The sequence below is a fragment of the Acinetobacter sp. 1130196 genome (genome assembly GCF_000588095.1).
In the GTDB taxonomy this organism is placed as follows: domain Bacteria; phylum Pseudomonadota; class Gammaproteobacteria; order Pseudomonadales; family Moraxellaceae; genus Acinetobacter; species Acinetobacter nosocomialis.
Genome location: NZ_JFWX01000057.1, coordinates 1 through 21,068, shown reverse-complemented (window position 1 = coordinate 21,068; position 21,068 = coordinate 1). Strand labels below are relative to the sequence as shown.

Annotated in this window: 19 protein-coding genes, 2 tRNA genes and 2 rRNA genes; 9 read left to right on the top strand and 14 right to left on the bottom strand. The window is 39.9% G+C overall.

Features of this window, described 5'->3' with window-relative positions; translation table 11 throughout:
* The 6 genes from J671_RS25500 to rplM form a co-directional block, all read right to left on the bottom strand.
* Window positions 1-204, bottom strand: a 204-nt coding sequence (locus tag J671_RS25500; protein WP_249364825.1) for a helix-turn-helix domain-containing protein, incomplete at its 3' end; no start/stop codon positions are given.
* A 476-nt stretch (window positions 205-680) separates the two neighbouring features.
* The gene (locus J671_RS22555) at window positions 681-1,337 is read right to left on the bottom strand and encodes a hypothetical protein (RefSeq protein WP_002048692.1); all 657 of its coding nucleotides are present in this window, start codon (window positions 1,335-1,337) and stop codon (window positions 681-683) included.
* 17 nt (window positions 1,338-1,354) lie between these two features.
* Window positions 1,355-1,783, bottom strand: a complete 429-nt coding sequence (locus J671_RS22550; RefSeq protein ID WP_004711892.1) for a ClpXP protease specificity-enhancing factor — start codon at window positions 1,781-1,783, stop codon at window positions 1,355-1,357.
* 6 nt (window positions 1,784-1,789) lie between these two features.
* Window positions 1,790-2,443 carry a glutathione S-transferase N-terminal domain-containing protein gene (locus tag J671_RS22545; RefSeq protein WP_031983532.1) on the bottom strand — a complete coding sequence of 218 codons (654 nt, stop codon included), beginning with the start codon at window positions 2,441-2,443 and terminating at the stop codon, window positions 1,790-1,792.
* A 170-nt stretch (window positions 2,444-2,613) separates the two neighbouring features.
* Window positions 2,614-3,000: a 30S ribosomal protein S9 gene (gene rpsI / locus J671_RS22540; protein ID WP_002048725.1), complete on the bottom strand. Its 387-nt coding sequence runs from the start codon at window positions 2,998-3,000 to the stop codon at window positions 2,614-2,616.
* Between the two features lie 12 nt (window positions 3,001-3,012).
* Window positions 3,013-3,441 (bottom strand): 50S ribosomal protein L13, encoded by a 429-nt coding sequence (gene rplM / locus J671_RS22535; RefSeq protein WP_002048731.1) that lies wholly within the window; start codon window positions 3,439-3,441, stop codon window positions 3,013-3,015.
* A 173-nt stretch (window positions 3,442-3,614) separates the two neighbouring features.
* Here rplM and pdxA point away from each other — a divergent pair, with 173 nt between their 5' ends.
* From pdxA to J671_RS22520, 3 genes are read left to right on the top strand one after another with little or no spacing between them, the layout of a single operon-like run.
* On the top strand, window positions 3,615-4,598 hold the full coding sequence (gene pdxA / locus J671_RS22530) for a 4-hydroxythreonine-4-phosphate dehydrogenase PdxA (protein WP_031983530.1): 984 nt from the start codon (window positions 3,615-3,617) through the stop codon (window positions 4,596-4,598).
* A 23-nt stretch (window positions 4,599-4,621) separates the two neighbouring features.
* Window positions 4,622-5,434 carry a 16S rRNA (adenine(1518)-N(6)/adenine(1519)-N(6))-dimethyltransferase RsmA gene (gene rsmA / locus J671_RS22525; protein ID WP_002048699.1) on the top strand — a complete coding sequence of 271 codons (813 nt, stop codon included), beginning with the start codon at window positions 4,622-4,624 and terminating at the stop codon, window positions 5,432-5,434.
* Window positions 5,435-6,274 carry a symmetrical bis(5'-nucleosyl)-tetraphosphatase gene (locus J671_RS22520; protein WP_031983529.1) on the top strand — a complete coding sequence of 280 codons (840 nt, stop codon included), beginning with the start codon at window positions 5,435-5,437 and terminating at the stop codon, window positions 6,272-6,274.
* A gap of 39 nt (window positions 6,275-6,313) precedes the next feature.
* Here the strand turns inward: J671_RS22520 and J671_RS22515 are convergent, their stop codons facing one another.
* The 4 genes from J671_RS22515 to hflX all read right to left on the bottom strand — a co-directional run bounded on the left by J671_RS22515 (window position 6,314) and on the right by hflX (window position 9,274).
* Window positions 6,314-6,757: a DUF2147 domain-containing protein gene (locus J671_RS22515; RefSeq protein WP_002048729.1), complete on the bottom strand. Its 444-nt coding sequence runs from the start codon at window positions 6,755-6,757 to the stop codon at window positions 6,314-6,316.
* 83 nt (window positions 6,758-6,840) lie between these two features.
* On the bottom strand, window positions 6,841-7,515 hold the full coding sequence (locus J671_RS22510) for an LrgB family protein (RefSeq protein WP_000480818.1): 675 nt from the start codon (window positions 7,513-7,515) through the stop codon (window positions 6,841-6,843).
* 10 nt (window positions 7,516-7,525) lie between these two features.
* The gene (locus J671_RS22505; RefSeq protein WP_002048719.1) at window positions 7,526-7,897 is read right to left on the bottom strand and encodes a hypothetical protein; all 372 of its coding nucleotides are present in this window, start codon (window positions 7,895-7,897) and stop codon (window positions 7,526-7,528) included.
* A gap of 42 nt (window positions 7,898-7,939) precedes the next feature.
* On the bottom strand, window positions 7,940-9,274 hold the full coding sequence (hflX, locus tag J671_RS22500; protein WP_031983528.1) for a ribosome rescue GTPase HflX: 1,335 nt from the start codon (window positions 9,272-9,274) through the stop codon (window positions 7,940-7,942).
* Window positions 9,275-9,477: 203 nt separating this feature from the next.
* Between hflX and J671_RS22495 the strand changes: the two genes are divergently transcribed.
* Window positions 9,478-10,287: a lysophospholipid acyltransferase family protein gene (locus J671_RS22495; RefSeq protein WP_002048714.1), complete on the top strand. Its 810-nt coding sequence runs from the start codon at window positions 9,478-9,480 to the stop codon at window positions 10,285-10,287.
* On the opposite strand, the gene J671_RS22490 is transcribed toward J671_RS22495, so the two are convergent.
* Window positions 10,288-11,913, bottom strand: coding sequence for a phospholipase D family protein (locus tag J671_RS22490; RefSeq protein WP_031983527.1), 1,626 nt, complete (start codon window positions 11,911-11,913; stop codon window positions 10,288-10,290). It abuts the gene before it with no gap.
* Between the two features lie 106 nt (window positions 11,914-12,019).
* Here J671_RS22490 and J671_RS22485 point away from each other — a divergent pair, with 106 nt between their 5' ends.
* On the top strand, window positions 12,020-13,030 hold the full coding sequence (locus J671_RS22485; RefSeq protein ID WP_004711906.1) for a metallophosphoesterase: 1,011 nt from the start codon (window positions 12,020-12,022) through the stop codon (window positions 13,028-13,030).
* A 47-nt stretch (window positions 13,031-13,077) separates the two neighbouring features.
* On the opposite strand, the gene J671_RS22480 is transcribed toward J671_RS22485, so the two are convergent.
* The 3 genes from J671_RS22480 to J671_RS22470 are packed head-to-tail and all read right to left on the bottom strand — an operon-like array spanning window position 13,078 to window position 15,304.
* Window positions 13,078-13,557, bottom strand: a complete 480-nt coding sequence (locus J671_RS22480; RefSeq protein ID WP_001097560.1) for an OmpA family protein — start codon at window positions 13,555-13,557, stop codon at window positions 13,078-13,080.
* A 14-nt stretch (window positions 13,558-13,571) separates the two neighbouring features.
* The gene (locus tag J671_RS22475) at window positions 13,572-14,795 is read right to left on the bottom strand and encodes a diguanylate cyclase domain-containing protein (protein ID WP_002014284.1); all 1,224 of its coding nucleotides are present in this window, start codon (window positions 14,793-14,795) and stop codon (window positions 13,572-13,574) included.
* 5 nt (window positions 14,796-14,800) lie between these two features.
* A complete protein-coding gene (locus tag J671_RS22470) occupies window positions 14,801-15,304 on the bottom strand; it encodes a YfiR family protein (RefSeq protein WP_004711910.1) in 504 nt (167 codons plus the stop codon).
* A 542-nt stretch (window positions 15,305-15,846) separates the two neighbouring features.
* Here J671_RS22470 and J671_RS22465 point away from each other — a divergent pair.
* From J671_RS22465 to J671_RS22450, 4 genes are all read left to right on the top strand, one after another.
* Window positions 15,847-17,384, top strand: a 16S ribosomal RNA gene (locus J671_RS22465).
* A 59-nt stretch (window positions 17,385-17,443) separates the two neighbouring features.
* A tRNA-Ile gene (locus J671_RS22460) sits at window positions 17,444-17,520 on the top strand.
* Window positions 17,521-17,575: 55 nt separating this feature from the next.
* Window positions 17,576-17,651: transfer RNA gene (locus J671_RS22455), tRNA-Ala, on the top strand.
* A 340-nt stretch (window positions 17,652-17,991) separates the two neighbouring features.
* Window positions 17,992-20,882 (top strand): 23S ribosomal RNA (locus J671_RS22450).
* The 16S and 23S rRNA genes sit together here with 2 tRNA genes alongside, the layout of an rRNA operon.
* Window positions 20,883-21,068: the final 186 nt, after the last annotated feature.

The following is a 21,068-nucleotide window of genomic DNA, read 5'->3' as shown; positions in this document are numbered from 1 at the left end:
AATAAATTTCCAGAGGATTGAATCGATTTTGAGTTTTCTGTGACCACGTCTACGTCTAGCGAAGGTGTTATCAGAAGCATATCGAGCTTGATAAACGTCATTGATGCTATTTCTTTTAAGCTCACGATAGATCGTACTAGGATGTCTTTTAATGAGTTCAGCAAATTTTCTGGCTGAAAAGCCTTCTTTTCTTGACTCAAGCATTAATGCAGTACGATCTTCAAAGTTAAGATGATGGTATGACAATTTTATATACTCCATAAACCCTTTAAATTAATTAGGTGGTTTATGTCGCACTTCAAGTTTTACTCTGCCAGCTATCTAAAGAAAGTTTAGCCATTTTTTTATCTCTCAGGATTATAAAGTTATAATTACTACTTTTTCCTTAAAAGTAGTTAAAAATCATTATATTTTTACTCAAGTTGAAGTCAATAAATCAAATAAATTTCAAAATTGTTGTTTTAGTAAATAAGTGACCAAAAATGTCATCTTATAAAAAATATTATAAGATTGTTTTTACATTAAACATTTAATACTGTGCTCATGTTTGCATTATATAATTTCTATTATTAATTTTAATAATTGTAATAGAATGTTAAAACAATATTTGTTGATAAATTATGTTTGTTTAAATAGAAAAGAGGAACTATAAGTTCCTCTTTTAAATAATTATAATAAAATTAAATAAGATGTGTATAAATACAATATAGGTAACCTAAAATAGCTAAAGCAACAAGAGGTGCGATAACTTTTGACCATGCCGGAATAAAAGTTTCGATAGGTTGCTCTTCGATGTGTAATTCTTCATGATGCGGTTGGGCTTGGTGAACCATTTGGTTAAACTCCTTCATTGTTGCATCCAATGATAGCTCTTCTTGTTCAACAGGTTTAGAACCAATGAGCTCTGTTAGGTGGTTTGTTGACCAAACCCAATCCTCAGCCTGACCTGATAAATGTTCAACTTGCCCTAAAATGAGCTCTTTTAAACCATTCTGTCCGAAACCTCCAGTTTCATCAAGTTGATTCAGCTCTGTTAACTGTAAGGTCAAAATTTCTGAAATACTTTGCTCAAGTTCGGCATTTTTTAAAATCGACTGATTGTGCTTAGAAGTTGTTAAATGACGCGCTATTTCTTGAATATATAATGGATCGGCTGTTTTGATTTCATTGTAAATTTTATTGTCGTCTTGACGCCATAAGCTAATTAACTTTCCAAGAGTGAGCACATTCACTTCATCAATCAGCTTATTTTTCTCATTGGCTGGATATTGATTTAAAAGCTGAGGCTTTTGAATTTTTATTTGCTCAGCAAAGTATTGGACTAAATCAAATGCCATACTTTATTCCTCTAAAATTAATCTAAAATTCTTAATGTTGGCTTTTTCTTGGTTGGTTCACTTGTTTCTTGTGCTTCAGAGTCTAGCGTATTTTCTACAGGCGCTACATTGGCATATTCTTCTGGATCAAAGAATAAACCTTGTCCATTTTCACGTGCATAAATACCCAAAACAGCTTGGATAGGGACATAAATATCTTTAGAAACACCGCCAAAACGTGCTGAAAAGGTTACGGCATCATTGCTAATAAGCAGTTGATGTACAGCATGGGGCACAATATTTAAAACAATTTGGCCATCTTTCACAAATTGTTGTGGTACATCCGTATGTGGTTGTGTTGCATCAACGAGTAAATAAGGGGTGAGTTGATTGTCGCAAATCCATTCATAGATTGCGCGAGCAAGATAAGGACGTGTAGGGGTTAATTCAATAGTTTGCTCAGACATATCACACTATTCCATATTTAATTGTTCATTGTAACGGGTTTTCTCTTGGGGCGTCATTGATTTAACAAAAGAAGGGCGGCTAAAGATACGTTTACAGTACAAAAATATAGGCCGACACTGCTGCTTTGGTAAATTAATTCCCATGCTATTAAGCCGCACAAAAATTGGGGCGAGCATACAATCCAAAATTGAAAAATTTTCGGACATAAAATAAGGGAAATGCTGAAATAGGGGAGTAAGAGAAATTAAGGTATCACGTAATTCTTTTTGCGCTTTTTGCTTTTGTTCTACATTTAAAGTATCTGCATGTTTGAGCATATGATCGGCCAATTTAAACCAATCATTTTCAAGGCGCCAAATGTATTGCCGTTGTTCTGCACGTGCCATAGGAGCATCAGCGTAAAGCTTGCTCTGACGATATCGATCATCGAGATATTCAGCAATAATTGGAGCGGAAAATAATTTGAGGTTTTGCTCAAGTAGCATTGGTAATTGGTTATAAGGGTTTAGACTCGCTAAATCCTCATCTTCATGATCAGTTACGATCAATTGATATTTAATTTGCTTTTCTGCCAATAAAAAACGGATCCAGTGAGAACGGAAATCATCAGCATGGCTGTAAAGGGTAATTCCCTGAATTGAAGTGTTTTCGACCGACATATCACAAAGTATGGTTGTGTGAATCGGTTAGAATACTAAAAATATGAGTGGAAATCACGGTGCCATAGATAGAGTTTCATATATTTATCTGTTTCGCTCATGCTTAAAATGAATAAGTAATAAAAAAGCCTTGGGATAACCAAGGCTTTTTGTCCGATTCGGTAAACGAATTAACGTTTAGAGAATTGAGGACGTTTACGAGCTTTACGTAAACCAAGTTTCTTACGTTCAACTTCACGAGCATCACGAGTAACGAAACCAGCTTGACGTAGAACAGGTTTTAAAGTTTCGTCAGCAGCGATAAGCGCACGAGTAATACCGTGACGGATCGCGCCAGCTTGACCACCGATACCACCACCTTTAACAGTGATGTAAAGGTCAAACTTTTCAGTAACTTCTAAAAGTTCTAAAGGTTGACGAACAACCATACGAGCAGTTTCACGACCGAAATATTGCTCTAAAGTACGGTTGTTGATAACGAGTTTACCTGTACCAGCTGACAAGAAAACACGTGCAGTTGCGGTCTTACGGCGACCTGTACCATAATTAGTAGCCATGTGCTGTATCCCTTAGATGTCCAAAACTTGTGGCTGTTGAGCAGCATGAGGATGCTCAGTACCAGCGTACACTTTCATTTTTTTGATCATTGCATAACCAAGAGGACCTTTTGGTAACATGCCTTTAACCGCTTTTTCAAGAACAGCTTCAGGTTTGTGAGCAATTAACTTCTCGAAGTTAGTCTCACGGATACCACCAGGGAAACCAGTATGGCGATAATATTTCTTATCAAGTGATTTGTTACCAGTCACTTGAATTTGTTCAGCATTAATCACAACGATGTAATCGCCAGTGTCAACGTGAGGAGTATAAGAAGTTTTATGCTTACCGCGTAAACGACGAGCGATTTCAGTCGCAAGGCGACCTAAAGTTTTGCCAGAAGCATCAACAACATACCAGTCATGTTGAACTTCAGCTGGCTTAGCGCTGAGAGTTTTCATTAAACCACTACCTATTATAGTTGGTTTGGACTATGGAATCTGTCCAAACAAAAGGAGCGAGCATTCTAAACGAGTTTGCTCAAAGTCACAAGAAAAATCCAGTTTAAGTTAGATAATTTAATACATAAACTGATGAATGGCAGATATGTTAAAATGAAACAAATTCTTGTTATATGTCTGGGGTGATTGTGCTGCCTTTATATATCACTTCCGGTGAGCCTGCTGGTATTGGTCCAGATATTTGCTTAAGTCTGGCGGAACGCATTGATGAGCGTCCGATTGTTGTTTTGGCTGACCGAAATTTATTGCAACAACGTGCTCAAAAGCTAGGCATGGACATTAAGTTTTTAGAGTATACAGGGCAAGCTGAATCATGTTTGCAAGGCGAACTTTATATAGAGCACGTCGCGTTAAAAACAGAAGTCATCGATGGCCAATTAAACCCAGCTAATGCAGCTTATGTATTAGAACAATTACGTCGCTCAGCTGATTATGCAATGTCAGGTAAAAGTGTAGGTGTGGCTACTGCGCCGGTACAAAAATCGGTCATTAATGATGCAGGTATGTTATTTAGTGGTCACACTGAATATTATCAAGAGTTCGCTGGTGTAGAGCGTGTTGTCATGATGCTCGCAACAAAAAACTTGCGGGTAGCTTTAGCGACTACACATTTGCCTTTAAGAGAGGTAGCCGATGCAATTACCAAACAACGCTTACATCAAGTGATAGACATTTTACTTCATGACTTAAAAACCAAGTTTAAAATTAATGATCCAAGAGTATTAGTGTGTGGATTAAACCCTCATGCAGGTGAAGATGGTTACTTGGGACATGAAGAGATTGATACGATTAATCCGGTTCTTGAAACTTACCGCTCTCAAGGCATTAAAATCAGTTTAAGTATGCCAGCAGATACTTTATTCACTCCTGATCACCTTAAAAATACCGATGCTGTTCTTGCCATGTACCATGATCAAGGTTTACCTGTGCTAAAATCACAAGGTTTTGGTGAAGCAATTAATATCACATTGGGCTTACCGTTTATTCGAACTTCAGTCGATCATGGTACTGCTCTGTCTTTAGCTGGGACAGGTTTGGCAAAAAGCTCAAGTTTAAATGTCGCTGTCGATTTAGCTTTATCGTTGGCAGCGAGTTAAATTTTTCATGTTGGAAATGTTCTATGTATCAAATTAATGCCCTAAACCCGAAAGATGAAGGGCATAAAGCTCGTAAACGTTTTGGTCAAAACTTCTTACATGATCAGCGAGTCATTGCCAAAATTGTACGCTCTGTTAATCCGCGTCCAGGCGACAATATTGTTGAAATTGGACCAGGTTTGGCTGCTTTAACCTCTCCTTTAATTGGAGAGTGTGAAGCTTTAACTGTAGTTGAGTTAGACCGTGACTTAGCAGCAGGCTTACCAGAACGTGTACCACATCCAGAACGTTTAACTATCGTAGAAGCTGATGCATTAAAATATGATTTTAGCCAACTTGTAAAAGATGGCCGCCCATTACGCGTTGTTGGTAATTTGCCTTATAACATTTCTACACCATTACTTTTTCATCTCTTGGAATTTGGTAGTCAAGTTAAAGACATGCATTTCATGTTGCAAAAAGAAGTGGTAGAACGTATTACTGCTGAGCCAAATACAAAAGAATATGGCCGTTTATCGGTAATGATTCAATATTATTGCCAGCCTACATTTTTATTTGAAGTACCTGCCGGCGCATTTAATCCACCACCAAAAGTGACCAGTGCTGTATTCCGTTTAGTTCCTTACGAACAAAAACCGATTGTTGCGAAAGATGAGAAAGCTTTAGCTCGTTTGGTTGCACACGTATTTACTCAACGTCGTAAAACTCTAAGAAATAGTCTTAAAGGTATGTTAGCTGAAGATGGCTTCGAAAAAGCAGGAGTCGATCCAATGGCTCGTCCAGAAACTTTGACACTTGCTGAGTTCGTAGCTTTGGCAGATCAAATGGTGGCATAAATGACCAAGCGTTATAACTATATAATTGGAGATGTGCAAGGTTGTTTTGAAGCACTCAAAGCATTACTAAAAGAAATACGTTTTGATCCTGATCAGGATTTTATTTGGTTTGCTGGTGATTTGGTTGCACGTGGGGAGAACTCGGTAGGTGCACTGCGTTTCATTAAGAAACTAGCCGATCGAGGGGCTGCCGCTACAGTATTGGGTAATCATGACTTAACACTCATTGCTTGTGCTCGTGGTCTTAAAGAAATTAAAGAAAAAGATCGTACGCAGGACGTTATTGATGCTGTGGATGGTGATGAACTCATCGACTGGCTGCGTAAACAACCATTATGTTTATTTCCAAATGAACAAACTGTGCTAACGCATGCTGGTATACCTTGTATTTGGAGTGCATCAAAAACGGCTGCGGTAGCGAAAGAAGTTGAAGCGGTATTAGCAGATGATGATCTGTCTGTGCTAGATGCTTTTTTGGCTGAAATGTATGGTTGGAAACCGGATCTTTGGAAAGATGACTTAACTGGTAATGACCGTCTACGCTGCATTACTAATTATTTAACACGTATGCGTTTGACCAATGCAGAAGGTACTTTGGAATTTAGTTTTAAAGATACTTTAGATGCACCAATGCCGGAAGGTTATTTACCTTGGTTTGAATTTCCAAGTAAAGCTGCACAGACACATCAAATATTTTTTGGACATTGGGCTGCTTTAGAAGGCAGAACTATTAGTGATCATATTCAAAATGTTGATGGTGGTTGTGTGTGGGGTAAGAACTTAATTGCTTACCGTCTTGAAGATCAGCAAATATTTTCAGTAGTTAACCCTGTGATGTAATAAAAAAAGCCGCAAAAGCGGCTTTTTTATTTTCGAAAATTATTCTAGTCGAATCCAGATTTGATTGCGGCCTAAAGCAGAAACTCCAAGATAACCGCGCATATGTAGACGGTTACCATTTGCACTGAGTTTGGCTTTTAATCCGTAAACTTTACCAGTATTTGGATCTAGAATTTTTCCTCCGGTATAGGTTGTACTATCAACTTGTTTTAAGCCAGTCGCAATATCCAAACCTACAATATGCTTATTGGTATAAGGCGCTGGACAGTTATCACAAATTTCTTTTGGTGTATAACCCGGACGCGGTGTGATTTTTACAACTTTTCCTGCATACGTACCATTCGCCTCTTTACGTATTTCTACGTGAGCCTTAGGTGTGCCAGTTTTATCGTCAATTGTTTGCCAAAGACCGGTAATATCGGCTGCAAAAGTAGCAGTATTCATTCCCAATAGGAGCAAAGCTCCAACAAAAAATTTCCCCATAATCAAAAAATCCTTTTAGATTTGAAAGTCCATCTTATTTCTAATTAATAACGGGTTCAATGTTTATTTAAACTACTTTTTAATCAATGTATTCCAAAAGATAACATGAAGGTTGGTAGCCAGATTGCAGTAAATACCCCATTTAAGGCCATACCAAATGCAGCATAACGACCCGCAACAGGGCCACGCTGCCAAGCTTGAGCAGTTCCAATTGCATGGGCAGCTAAGCCTAAAGCTAAACCTGATGCTCTTTCATCATGAATATGCTTAAGTAAAAATGGTGAAAATGCTGCACCAATAACGCCAGATAAAATCACGATCAGAGTGACTAAAGTTTCTGGAGCATGTAACAAAGTCGCGATATTTAAAGCAATAGGTGTAGTTACGGCGCGTGTAGCAAAAGCCAAAATAGTAGGCTCAGACATATGCAATAAATAAGCAAGTCCCATTGGTAAAGCAACAGCACTAATACTCGCAAAGCATAAAATGCCAATAACCGATTTAAGAGGTAAGTCGTCATAACGCATCGCAGCTAATGGTATAGCTAAAGCAACTGTGACATATCCTAATAAATGGCTAAATAAATCATTTACGTAAAGACGATATTCTTCATAAGGAACTTTCAAGATTGACAATAAACCAATCACAATGAACATACCAAAAACTAAAAGAGGCACTTGAGGGAAACGACGGTTTAAAGGTTTTGCACAAAGATAGCCAACTAGCGTAATCAAAAATCCATATAAAATCATAAACATTTTATTCTCCTTATAACCAATGTTTGGCCATTTTTGCATAGACCCACAAGGGTATAAGGGTGCTCACCACTAATACGAAGAGAAACAAAGGAATTTCTTTACCCATATGTACCAGCATAATTAATGAACCTGCACAAATAGGTAAAAAAGCAAAACCACTTTCTTTCATAATTTTATTATTGGTGTCGACAAGTCTTAAGGGGATTTTCTTAAACTTGCGCCAAATGAGTAAGATGATGAGTAAACTAATTAAACCAACTAAGTTACCTAATTCTGGATGACCAAAAGCACGCATAACGACGACTGAGCCTTCACGGAAACCGATAATAAGTAGAAAAGTTCCTACCCATGCTGCCCAATCTATACTTTTGATCTTATCCATATTTTTTATCTCTAAAAGTGTACTTATCAAGTTTTAACTGATCTAGTGCTTGATTTCAAACTCTTCCAATGGTCTTTTAAACTGACTCGCCCGGTCACCCAATATCTCGTCGATAGGGAGTTTGGCTTGACGAATTAACTGCTCAAGCTTATGAGGTGCAATTCGTATATCAATATGTAAAATTCCTTCATCATCATAATGTTCAGATTCGATCACGTTTAAAGTATAAAGCTGGGTACGCAATTTGCCATAAGCAGGTTTAAGTTTTAATGAGAATTGTTGAAGTTGCCCCATTAAACATTCTTGGACTGCTTGGCGTAGTAAATCTAGCCCTAAACCTGAATGTGCTGAAACATACACACGATCAGGAACATGAGGCTGTGAATAAATAATTTTAGCCTCTTCACCACTTAAATCGATTTTGTTGTAGACACGAAGGACAGGTGAATCTGCTCCAATTTCTTTTAAAACCCCTTCAACAGCTTCAATCTGATCAAGCATGTCATGGCTACTGCTGTCAATGACATGTAAAAGTAGGGTGGCTTCAAGCGTTTCTTCTAAAGTTGCTTTAAAAGATTCAACTAGATCATGTTGTAGGTTTCGCACAAAACCTACAGTATCTGCAAGCACAACAGTACCAATACCATCCCATTCTAAACGACGTAAGGTTGGATCAAGAGTTGCAAACAGTTGGTCGGCTGCATACACATCGCTTTTTGCTAAAATATTAAATAATGTGGATTTACCCGCATTGGTATAACCTACTAAGGATACGGTTGGGATTGAAGCTTTTTGTCTTGCCGCCCGCCCTTGTATACGAGTTTGATGAACTTTATCTAACTTATCTTTTAATTGTGTAATACGCACACGAATGAGGCGACGGTCTGTTTCGAGTTGGGTTTCACCGGGACCACGTAAGCCAATACCACCTTTTTGTTGTTCAAAGTCAGCAGACCAACCACGAATCAGGCGAGTTGATAAATGTTTAAGCTGAGCAAGCTCGACTTGTAATTTACCCTCATGGGTGCGGGCACGCAGCGCAAAAATATCTAGAATTAAACCAGTACGGTCAATGACTCGGCATTTTAATATTCTTTCTAAATTTCGTTCTTGAGCAGGTGTTAAAGCATGATCAAAAATAACCAGCCCTGCTTCTAAATCACGAACTTGTTCTGCAATTTCATCGACTTTACCGGAACCAATAAAAAACTTAGGATTTGGCTTATTACGTTGCACTTTAATGTGTTCAAGAATATCTGCACCAGCAGACTGTGCAAGTAGAGCAAACTCTTCGGCATCCAGATCATCTAATAATTGTACAGACACACTCACTAATATTGTGCGTTCACCGCCTTGATGCCGATCAACATATTCCACGTGGTTATAAATCCTGAAAAGGCTAAAACTTTATTCTAGTAGAAACTTGAGTAAAAGGGGAAAGGGTTTGCTCTTATCCTTTAGATTATCTACATACATTTTATTTTTTATTTGCTTATATCGCATAGCGATGCAAGTTTATTCCGAAACGTATAGAATGGCTCGAGATGGGGATAACAATGATTGATCGTTAGTGAAATTTTATGGCTCAAACGCAAAGTATAGTGAATTCAACATTAAAGAAATTTTCAAAAATAGGTTTATACGGGAAAAAAGTTACTTCAGCGACAGCGGCAATCAGTGAAGGTTTTTACTTAGTTTATCGTCATGGACTTTATAAAGATCCAAATAACCCTGTTAACACACGATACGTCCAATATTTTTGCCGCCGTTTATGTAAAGTCTTTAACCTCGATGTTCAAGTGCATGGCACCATTCCGAGAGAACCGGCTTTATGGGTAAGTAATCATATATCTTGGCTTGATATTGCTGTTTTAGGTTCAGGTGCGCGTGTATTCTTTTTAGCGAAAGCCGAAATAGAAAATTGGCCTATTCTTGGCAACTTAGCAAAAGGCGGTGGCACTTTATTTATTAAGCGTGGGTCTGGTGACTCTATTAGAATTAGAGAGCAAATTGCTGGGTTCTTAAAACAAAATATTCCAGTTTTATTCTTCCCAGAAGCGACTACTACAGATGGTCATTCTGTTAAAAAAGTTCATGGTCGTTTACTTGGAGCTGCTATTGAAGCAGAGCGTCCGGTACAGGTATGTTTAATCTGTTATGTAAATCGTCATGGCGAATTAGATACCGTTGCACCATTTATTGGGGAGATGTCTTTTGTTGAGCATATTCAGCGTGTGCTAGAAATGCCGAAAGTAACGGCTCATTTATTAACATTGCCTCCTATCTCGGTAGAAGGACATGATGTAAAAAGTTTAACTCAAGAAGTCCAACAAAAAATGGTAGAAGGTTTGGCTCAATTACATCAAAAAGTACTTAAGCCAAAAAGTTAATTACATAAAACCTTCGAGAGGCAGCCATGAAAGAAACTTCATGCCTGCCTTTTGCCACCATTTCATTTCTGGCTCTTTTCTATAAATGACAGGGCCTTTTGAAGTTTCTTGTTGCCAATAAATATTATTATTCGGATCTAGTTTTAATTTATAAGCATACTTATTTAAATTTTCATCCATCGTATGGTGAATTGTTTTAGCCAGTGATGGGCTATCTAAAATTACACCAATTTCAGTATTTAAATAGGCTGAACGTGGGTCAAAATTAAATGATCCAATAAAAACCTGTTCATCTAAAGCCATGAGTTTAGTATGTAAACTTGAGCGACTTAAACCTTTCATGTTTACTTTTGCTTTGGTTGCCAACTCATCCGTATTTTTATTTAAATTACGTTTATCAGGAGTTGGTAAAAACTCATAAAGTTGTACGCCGTTTTTCAAAAGCTCTTTTCGGTAACGACCATAAAATGCATGAACCACAGCAACATCATTGGCTTTAAATGAATTTGTTAAAACACGAACTTCTACCCCTTCTTTGGCGAGGGTACTTAAAATTTTAGCGCCTTGCTTTTCAGGAATAAAATAAGCAGAAATCAAATCAACATTGCTTTCTGGTTTTTCCAAATGATTAATCAATTGGAAATTCAAATGCTCTTCTTTTTTTGCTTTTGACTTAATTTTATCAGGGGAGTCTTTTACAACCTCTGCCTTCACCCAGTCAAACTGAATGTTATGGTCTAACCATTTATCAAAAGCATGCGATCTAGACGTTAAATTGAGAAAGTTTTGAACAGTGGCTTGTTGATAGTGAGCATCTAGTTGTTCTTTCAAACTTTCATATCGTAAACGGTGTTGTTGAGCACTGACAATACTCTGGACTGAGTATGCATATTCATGATTCCAGTAGTCATCAAAAGAATTTACGATGTCATCAACAGCAGCACCGACTAACATGACATCGACATCAGAGAATTGATAACTATCACTAACGTTATAATACTGATTTGTCATATTACGCCCACCAATAAGCGCAACCTGATTATCGGCAATAAAACTCTTATTATGCATACGATGATTGATACGCTTTAAGTCTAATAGCATATCCATCGCACGGTATTTACGAAAACGGTATGGGTTAAATAATTTAACTTCAATATTTTTATGTTGAGAAAGGGCCAGTAAAACACCTTCCATCTTTTTAGCATTATTATCATCAATCAATAAACGCACTTTAACGCCACGATCGGCAGCACGAATAATGGCATGTAAAGCTAAAGCACCGACCTTATCGTTATCCCAAATATAGTACTGTAAGTCTAAAGTCTTCTCGGCTTTATCAATCAACCTTAAACGAGCTGCGAGAGCTTCTAACGGATCATTTAAAATGTGGTAACCCGTTAAATTTGGATTTTGCTCACGTAAAGGTGTAATAATTTTTGCAAGTGAAGTTTGAGATGTATCGATATCACGCGCGTATTGAACTGGTTCAACCCGATGTTTAGGTAGCGTGCTACAACCTGTCAAAGTTACAGCAAAACTTGAACAGACAATTAAAGAAGCTTTGATCAAAAAGCCTTTAGCCTGTTGATGAGTTTGAAGCTGTTTGGAATGAGAGGATTGTGCCATAATCAATACATACGATAAGGTGAGCTAGAGTATAATTCGTGCATATTGAAAGATAAATATTGAATTTGATTACTAGCAATCAATATAAGATAAGTCGAGAATCGTAATGTGGAACCCAAATTCAATCATCTTTTGTTTTTACTTTATTTTTTCAATACTTGCCTTATGGGGAATTGTCGAAGCTTGGGTTCATCAATCGCGTACCGAGACGATTCATCCATTTAAAGCTTTTGTTCACTTACTTGCTTTTTATCTATCTTATCTTCTTATTCCACTTTGGTTCTTTAATTTATATGCAGGTTGGATGGGGTATTACTCAATTCATCAGACTATTTTTATATTTTTATTAAGCGGTATTCTCATTTATGCGCGTTTTATAGAACCGCATATGGTACGTGTCGATGTTCATCAGTATCGTTTGAATCCAGACCGCCGTTTTAATAAGCCTGTAAAAGTTGCTTTAATTGCCGATTTACATATAGGTTTATTTTCTGGCCATGAGCGACAACTCAAAATCATTGTGAAAAAACTCAATGAACAAAAGCCAGACCTAGTGGTTGTGGCAGGAGACTGGACTTATGAGCCAGAAGATAAGTTGGTGCAAGAATTGAGCGTACTCAAAGATATTCAGGCCCCTGTGTATTCTGTTCCTGGAAATCACGATGAACAATATCCAGGGCCTCCTATTCAACAACTATTAAAAGATGCGCTTCACTACAATGAGGTTATGGATATTGAAGGGAAAATTGTTGAATTTGATGAATTTCGTTTAATTGGTATTGGTGATCTTTGGGCTGGGAAAACCGATATGCGTTCAATGCCAGACTTACCTCAAGATAAGCCTTGGTTAATTTTGTCCCATAACCCCGATACTGTAGATATGGTTCCCAAATTACCTAATCGCCCCTTAATGTTATCTGGACATACTCATGGGGGACAGGTCGAACTTCCTTGGGTAACCAACTATATTATGAAAAAAGTATCAATCTTAGGTCATAAACGTGGCTTTTATTCACATGAACATGCTGATGTTTTCGTCACCGTAGGAACGGGTATGGTTGGAATACCATTAAGATTTCGGGTGCCGCCTACTATTGATATTATTGAGCTTGTATAAAATAAAAAAGCCAATCACAAAGGATTGGCTTTTTTATAATTAGAAACCTAAGGAATAATGACGATTGCAACACGACGGTTAATTGCCCGATTTTCATTGGTTGTATTCGGTACATAGGGTTGAGTTGAACCACGCCCAATAACGTAAATATTTTCCTTTTTAAAACCATGAGTCAAGAAAAGGTTCGCAACACTTTGCGCACGTTCTTCAGATAACTTTTGGTTGTATTCAGGATTACCTACATCGTCAGTGTGACCAACAATTTTTAATTTATTCAAATCATATTTATTCAATTGATTTGCTAAACGTGTGAGCTCTGCCTCATGACTTTGTTTTAATGTTGCGTCATTAAAATCAAATAATAAGCGTTCTGGTAAACCTAGAGTCCAACCTTCATTAGTAAGTACAAAACCCTCTTTTTTTAGCATTTTTACTTGACGATATTTCAAAGGACCAAAACTCAAGCAGCCTGCAAGCGCAATGCACAGCAATGCAATAAAGGAGAGTTTCAAAGATCTTGTATTCATAAATTAGCCTAAATTTAATTCTCTGGTTTATAAATAAACCAATGTTGCTCAGAAGTCTTAGCCTTATACATCGCTTGATCTGCTTGCATAATAAAATCTTCTGGACTAGACGCAAATTGGGATAAAGCAATCCCTACACTAAAACTGAAATAAATCGTTTGATCATTTAGATGCAAAGGTTCTTTACAGCTTTCGAGTAAATTTTCAGCAATAGATATTAAATGATCAGCATGCGTAATGGAATGCAAAATAACCGCAAATTCATCTCCGCCTAAACGGGCAATAAAGTCTTGATGACGTAAGCGCGTTTGTAACCTTTTCGCCATCTCTTTCAAAACTTCATCACCAGCTAAGTGTCCGAACTGATCATTAATTGATTTAAAGTTGTTGTTATCTATGAACAATAAGGCCGACTTGTTGTCAAAATCCTTATCTTCAAACATATCTAACAATATTTGATAAAAATAATGTCTATTCGGTAATAAAGTAAGCTGGTCATGATGGGCTTGAAAAGATAATTTACGATTTTCCTTTTGCAGTTGATTATCCCAAATCTGAATTTCTTCAAGTAACTCATTAAATACGGTATTTAGATCTTGAAACTCTTTAATTCGGTTATAAGGAAAACGAAGGTTATAAGCTTTTTGTTCACTTACGATTTGAGCAATATTTGTGAGTGGATAAATCGCTTGCATAATTTGACGATAAGTCAAATTCACTGACCACCATAAAGCACAAACAATAAATAACATTGCAATCGCAAGACCGACCATAATCATCTTTAAAAATTGCAGTATTTTTTCAGAGCTACCAAAAAGTGTAAGTTCACCTACATTTTGTTGATGATGATAAATTGTTAAATGTACCGGCTCATTCAAAAACCAGTGATCAAACCATTTCTCTAATACTGAAGTTTGACTCGATAATTTAAAGCTTTGTGCAATTAAATGATGTTCAGAATCATAAATATGAATTGCTCGAATAGAATGATCATTTGTATATTCATTTAAAATCTGTTCTATCGTGATCTTGTCATTAAATACGACAGCTGGCTGAATACGCTCTAGAAGCGTATGGCTGAGTAACTGCAAATTCTGCTTTGCATAAGTTTCCATAGTAAAAACGGAAATAGATACAAAGGTAAAAGAACAAATAAAAAAAGTAATAGCAAAAATCGTAAATTGAGACTTTCTAAAAAGAGCATGTAGAGAAGTGGACTGATACAACTTAGATATCATAGCCCTTACTCCGCATTCTTAGCCAAGAGTAATACCCTTGGGTCAATATGGACCTTGGAGTGGCTTAATGCATCTAAGTTAACTTTAAAAGTGGTGTAATTATTTTGGTCATATAAGCAAAAGATACTACCAACTTCACATTCTGGATTATTAATACTTAAAGAAAGCAAAGAACGATATGGATAATTTTGAATTAAATTTTGTTGCTGCTGAGGAGAGGTTGTAGAGAAATAAACAGCTTGGCAATGCGACTTAGGAAAATCTTTAGCATTAACCGTTTGTACACGATAGTTATAAGATAATTGCTGAATATAAGACTGAAAAGTAGAAGTAATTGAAGCATTATCAATTACACAAAGAGTAGGAGTGCTTACATTCTCCCATTTGCTATAACTTAAAATAGATAAAGTCAGAACATAGAAATTATGTTTTGAATTGGCATACGCAGGCCCACTCGTAGCAAACACTACAAGTATGCAGAATAATACTTTCTTAGCGGAGTGCCACATGGTGAGTTAATGCCAAATCAATTGCACGAATAATCTATTCTACATGAAGTTGATTAACTAAAAAAAGTTTAATATCTCATCTAATTTTGACTAAAAAGCCTAAAAAATGATCGGTTGATGCGTGGGGTGTTAAAAAGGTATTGCAAAGGTAAGTTAATGGTCTATAATGCACATCCATCGGCGGTGATGCAGATAGAAACTTGTTGAAAAACAGTTACTTGAGATTAAGTTGGTTGCTTTAAGTGATGAATTTGATGTTAAGTTGGTTTGAAAGATAAGTTTTAAAAATATCGAAATTACCTGTTGACTTTTAAGAGATTAAGAGTAATATAGCCGACCTAGCTTGCTGGTGACGAACCAGGAAGAAGATCATTAAGAGAATTGAAGAACAACTTGTGTGGATTTTTACTGATTGATTAATCGAAATAATTTTCATTGATTGATTGGTTTAAATTACTCGAAGTTTATTTGAGCGAAATTTAAGTCAGTAATTGATGAGCCAGAATTGGCACCTTGTCTATAAATAAGGTGCAAAATGATTTTAACTGAAGAGTTTGATCATGGCTCAGATTGAACGCTGGCGGCAGGCTTAACACATGCAAGTCGAGCGGGGAAAGGTAGCTTGCTACTGGACCTAGCGGCGGACGGGTGAGTAATGCTTAGGAATCTGCCTATTAGTGGGGGACAACATCTCGAAAGGGATGCTAATACCGCATACGTCCTACGGGAGAAAGCAGGGGATCTTCGGACCTTGCGCTAATAGATGAGCCTAAGTCGGATTAGCTAGTTGGTGGGGTAAAGGCCTACCAAGGCGACGATCTGTAGCGGGTCTGAGAGGATGATCCGCCACACTGGGACTGAGACACGGCCCAGACTCCTACGGGAGGCAGCAGTGGGGAATATTGGACAATGGGCGCAAGCCTGATCCAGCCATGCCGCGTGTGTGAAGAAGGCCTTATGGTTGTAAAGCACTTTAAGCGAGGAGGAGGCTACTTTAGATAATACCTAGAGATAGTGGACGTTACTCGCAGAATAAGCACCGGCTAACTCTGTGCCAGCAGCCGCGGTAATACAGAGGGTGCAAGCGTTAATCGGATTTACTGGGCGTAAAGCGCGCGTAGGCGGCTAATTAAGTCAAATGTGAAATCCCCGAGCTTAACTTGGGAATTGCATTCGATACTGGTTAGCTAGAGTGTGGGAGAGGATGGTAGAATTCCAGGTGTAGCGGTGAAATGCGTAGAGATCTGGAGGAATACCGATGGCGAAGGCAGCCATCTGGCCTAACACTGACGCTGAGGTGCGAAAGCATGGGGAGCAAACAGGATTAGATACCCTGGTAGTCCATGCCGTAAACGATGTCTACTAGCCGTTGGGGCCTTTGAGGCTTTAGTGGCGCAGCTAACGCGATAAGTAGACCGCCTGGGGAGTACGGTCGCAAGACTAAAACTCAAATGAATTGACGGGGGCCCGCACAAGCGGTGGAGCATGTGGTTTAATTCGATGCAACGCGAAGAACCTTACCTGGCCTTGACATAGTAAGAACTTTCCAGAGATGGATTGGTGCCTTCGGGAACTTACATACAGGTGCTGCATGGCTGTCGTCAGCTCGTGTCGTGAGATGTTGGGTTAAGTCCCGCAACGAGCGCAACCCTTTTCCTTATTTGCCAGCGAGTAATGTCGGGAACTTTAAGGATACTGCCAGTGACAAACTGGAGGAAGGCGGGGACGACGTCAAGTCATCATGGCCCTTACGGCCAGGGCTACACACGTGCTACAATGGTCGGTACAAAGGGTTGCTACACAGCGATGTGATGCTAATCTCAAAAAGCCGATCGTAGTCCGGATTGGAGTCTGCAACTCGACTCCATGAAGTCGGAATCGCTAGTAATCGCGGATCAGAATGCCGCGGTGAATACGTTCCCGGGCCTTGTACACACCGCCCGTCACACCATGGGAGTTTGTTGCACCAGAAGTAGCTAGCCTAACTGCAAAGAGGGCGGTTACCACGGTGTGGCCGATGACTGGGGTGAAGTCGTAACAAGGTAGCCGTAGGGGAACCTGCGGCTGGATCACCTCCTTAACGAAAGATTGACGATTGGTAAGAATCCACAACAAGTTGTTCTTCATAGATGTATCTGAGGGTCTGTAGCTCAGTTGGTTAGAGCACACGCTTGATAAGCGTGGGGTCACAAGTTCAAGTCTTGTCAGACCCACCATGACTTTGACTGGTTAAAGTTATAGATAAAAGATACATGACTGATGATGTAAGCTGGGGACTTAGCTTAGTTGGTAGAGCGCCTGCTTTGCACGCAGGAGGTCAGGAGTTCGACTCTCCTAGTCTCCACCAGAACTTAAGATAAGTTCGGATTACAGAAATTAGTAAATAGAGATTTCGATCTTGGTTTATTAACTTCTGTGATTTAAGTATCACGGTATTAAGCATGACCTGACGAAGGCATGTTTATTCATTAACAGATTGGCAAAATTGAGTCTGAAATAAATTGTTCACTCAAGAGTTTAGATTAAGCAATTAATCTGAATGAATTGAGAACTAGCAAATTAACTGAATCAAGCGTTTTGGTATATGAATTTAGATTGAAGCTGTACAGTGTTTAAATACACAGTGCTCTAAACTAAAATGTTGAAGTTACTAACTTGTAGGTAACGTCGACTGTTTGGGGTTGTATAGTCAAGTAATTAAGTGCATGTGGTGGATGCCTTGGCAGTCAGAGGCGATGAAAGACGTGATAGCCTGCGAAAAGCTCCGGGGAGGCGGCAAATATCCTTTGATCCGGAGATGTCTGAATGGGGAAACCCACCTACTTTAAGGTAGGTATTGCAACATGAATACATAGTGTTGCAAGGCGAACGAGGGGAAGTGAAACATCTCAGTACCCTTAGGAAAAGAAATCAATTGAGATTCCCTCAGTAGCGGCGAGCGAACGGGGATCAGCCCATTAAGTTATGTGTGTTTTAGTGGAACGCTCTGGGAAGTGCGAACGTAGAGGGTGATATTCCCGTACACGAAAGGGCACACATAATGATGACGAGTAGGGCGAGGCACGTGAAACCTTGTCTGAATATGGGGGGACCATCCTCCAAGGCTAAATACTCCTGACTGACCGATAGTGAACCAGTACCGTGAGGGAAAGGCGAAAAGAACCCCTGTGAGGGGAGTGAAATAGATCCTGAAACCGCATGCATACAAGCAGTGGGAGCACCTTCGTGGTGTGACTGCGTACCTTTTGTATAATGGGTCAGCGACTTATATTCAGTAGCGAGGTTAACCGTATAGGGGAGCCGTAGAGAAATCGAGTCTTAATAGGGCGTTTAGTTGCTGGGTATAGACCCGAAACCAGGCGATCTATCCATGAGCAGGTTGAAGGTTGGGTAACACTAACTGGAGGACCGAACCCACTGTCGTTGAAAAGCCAGGGGATGACTTGTGGATAGGGGTGAAAGGCTAATCAAGCCTGGTGATAGCTGGTTCTCCCCGAAAGCTATTTAGGTAGCGCCTCGGACGAATACCATAGGGGGTAGAGCACTGTTTCGGCTAGGGGGTCATCCCGACTTACCAAACCGATGCAAACTCCGAATACCTATGAGTACTATCCGGGAGACAGACTGCGGGTGCTAACGTCCGTAGTCAAGAGGAAAACAATCCAGACCGCCAGCTAAGGCCCCAAAATCATAGTTAAGTGGGAAACGATGTGGGAAGGCATAGACAGCTAGGAGGTTGGCTTAGAAGCAGCCACCCTTTAAAGAAAGCGTAATAGCTCACTAGTCGAGTCGGCCTGCGCGGAAGATGTAACGGGGCTAAAACTATGTGCCGAAGCTGCGGATTTGACATTAGTCAAGTGGTAGGGGAGCGTTCTGTAAGCCGATGAAGGTGTATTGAGAAGTATGCTGGAGGTATCAGAAGTGCGAATGCTGACGTGAGTAACGACAAAACGGGTGAAAAACCCGTTCGCCGAAAGACCAAGGGTTCCAGTCCAACGTTAATCGGGGCTGGGTGAGTCGACCCCTAAGGCGAGGCCGAAAGGCGTAGTCGATGGGAAATTGGTTAATATTCCAATACTTCTGTGTAATGCGATGAGAGGACGGAGAAGGTTAAGTCAGCCTGGCGTTGGTTGTCCAGGTGGAAGGATGTAGGTATGTATCTTAGGCAAATCCGGGGTACTCTATACTGAGATCCGATAGCAAGCTGTACTTGTACAGCGAAGTGGCTGATACCATGCTTCCAGGAAAAGTCTCTAAGCTTCAGTTACACAGGAATCGTACCCGAAACCGACACAGGTGGTCAGGTCGAGTAGACCAAGGCGCTTGAGAGAACTCTGCTGAAGGAACTAGGCAAAATGGTACCGTAACTTCGGGAGAAGGTACGCTGTTGTTGGTGATGGAACTTGCTTCCTGAGCTGATGACAGCCGCAGAAACCAGGCCGCTGCAACTGTTTATTAAAAACATAGCACTCTGCAAACACGAAAGTGGACGTATAGGGTGTGATGCCTGCCCGGTGCTGGAAGGTTAATTGATGGGGTTAGCGTAAGCGAAGCTCTTGATCGAAGCCCCAGTAAACGGCGGCCGTAACTATAACGGTCCTAAGGTAGCGAAATTCCTTGTCGGGTAAGTTCCGACCTGCACGAATGGCATAATGATGGCGGCGCTGTCTCCAGCAGAGGCTCAGTGAAATCGAAATCGCTGTGAAGATGCAGTGTACCCGCGGCTAGACGGAAAGACCCCGTGAACCTTTACTGCAGCTTGACACTGAACTTTGACCTTACTTGTGTAGGATAGGTGGGAGGCTTTGAAGTTGGAACGCTAGTTCCAATGGAGCCGTCCTTGAAATACCACCCTGGTAATGTTGAGGTTCTAACTCTGTCCCGTTATCCGGGACGAGGACCGTGTCTGGTGGGTAGTTTGACTGGGGCGGTCTCCTCCTAAAGAGTAACGGAGGAGTACGAAGGTGCGCTCAGCGTGGTCGGAAATCACGCGTAGAGTATAAAGGCAAAAGCGCGCTTAACTGCGAGACCCACAAGTCGAGCAGGTACGAAAGTAGGTCTTAGTGATCCGGTGGTTCTGTATGGAAGGGCCATCGCTCAACGGATAAAAGGTACTCTGGGGATAACAGGCTGATACCGCCCAAGAGTTCATATCGACGGCGGTGTTTGGCACCTCGATGTCGGCTCATCTCATCCTGGGGCTGAAGCAGGTCCCAAGGGTATGGCTGTTCGCCATTTAAAGAGGTACGCGAGCTGGGTTTAGAACGTCGTGAGACAGTTCGGTCCCTATCTACCGTGGGCGCTGGAAATTTGAGAGGATCTGCTCCTAGTACGAGAGGACCAGAGTGGACGAACCTCTGGTGTACCGGTTGTGACGCCAGTCGCATCGCCGGGTAGCTATGTTCGGAAGGGATAACCGCTGAAAGCATCTAAGCGGGAAGCCTACCTCAAGATAAGATTTCCCTAGGAATTTATTCCTCTAAAGAGCCGTTCGAGACTAGGACGTTGATAGGTTGGATGTGGAAGCATAGTGATATGTGAAGCTGACCAATACTAATTGCTCGTGAGGCTTGACTATACAACACCCAAGCAGTTGTATATAAAGCATCAATCGATTCATAAATCTACAAAGCAACTTGATTTAGTTATTCCACTAGATAAAATGAACACAATCAGATTCAATCAGCCCAATCTGTAAAGATTTGGAAAACGCTTCGGCAGTCAATAAGACCAAAGCAAGTATCCATAAACAGTTGTGCTGGCG

What these genes read in the sequence shown, in the direction of transcription:
- J671_RS22490 (WP_031983527.1), bottom strand. Translation starts at nt 11,913, where the DNA reads ATGGCACAATCCTCTCATTCCAAACAGCTTCAAACTCATCAACAGGCT.
- J671_RS22555 (WP_002048692.1), bottom strand. Translation starts at nt 1,337, where the DNA reads ATGGCATTTGATTTAGTCCAATACTTTGCTGAGCAAATAAAAATTCAA.
- rpsI (WP_002048725.1), bottom strand. Translation starts at nt 3,000, where the DNA reads ATGGCTACTAATTATGGTACAGGTCGCCGTAAGACCGCAACTGCACGT.
- J671_RS22515 (WP_002048729.1), bottom strand. Translation starts at nt 6,757, where the DNA reads ATGGGGAAATTTTTTGTTGGAGCTTTGCTCCTATTGGGAATGAATACT.
- J671_RS22475 (WP_002014284.1), bottom strand. Translation starts at nt 14,795, where the DNA reads ATGATATCTAAGTTGTATCAGTCCACTTCTCTACATGCTCTTTTTAGA.
- rsmA (WP_002048699.1), top strand. Translation starts at nt 4,622, where the DNA reads ATGTATCAAATTAATGCCCTAAACCCGAAAGATGAAGGGCATAAAGCT.
- pdxA (WP_031983530.1), top strand. Translation starts at nt 3,615, where the DNA reads ATGTCTGGGGTGATTGTGCTGCCTTTATATATCACTTCCGGTGAGCCT.
- J671_RS22550 (WP_004711892.1), bottom strand. Translation starts at nt 1,783, where the DNA reads ATGTCTGAGCAAACTATTGAATTAACCCCTACACGTCCTTATCTTGCT.
- J671_RS22480 (WP_001097560.1), bottom strand. Translation starts at nt 13,557, where the DNA reads ATGAATACAAGATCTTTGAAACTCTCCTTTATTGCATTGCTGTGCATT.
- J671_RS22545 (WP_031983532.1), bottom strand. Translation starts at nt 2,443, where the DNA reads ATGTCGGTCGAAAACACTTCAATTCAGGGAATTACCCTTTACAGCCAT.
- J671_RS22520 (WP_031983529.1), top strand. Translation starts at nt 5,435, where the DNA reads ATGACCAAGCGTTATAACTATATAATTGGAGATGTGCAAGGTTGTTTT.
- J671_RS22495 (WP_002048714.1), top strand. Translation starts at nt 9,478, where the DNA reads ATGGCTCAAACGCAAAGTATAGTGAATTCAACATTAAAGAAATTTTCA.
- J671_RS22510 (WP_000480818.1), bottom strand. Translation starts at nt 7,515, where the DNA reads ATGTTTATGATTTTATATGGATTTTTGATTACGCTAGTTGGCTATCTT.
- J671_RS22485 (WP_004711906.1), top strand. Translation starts at nt 12,020, where the DNA reads ATGTGGAACCCAAATTCAATCATCTTTTGTTTTTACTTTATTTTTTCA.
- J671_RS22505 (WP_002048719.1), bottom strand. Translation starts at nt 7,897, where the DNA reads ATGGATAAGATCAAAAGTATAGATTGGGCAGCATGGGTAGGAACTTTT.
- rplM (WP_002048731.1), bottom strand. Translation starts at nt 3,441, where the DNA reads ATGAAAACTCTCAGCGCTAAGCCAGCTGAAGTTCAACATGACTGGTAT.
- J671_RS22470 (WP_004711910.1), bottom strand. Translation starts at nt 15,304, where the DNA reads ATGTGGCACTCCGCTAAGAAAGTATTATTCTGCATACTTGTAGTGTTT.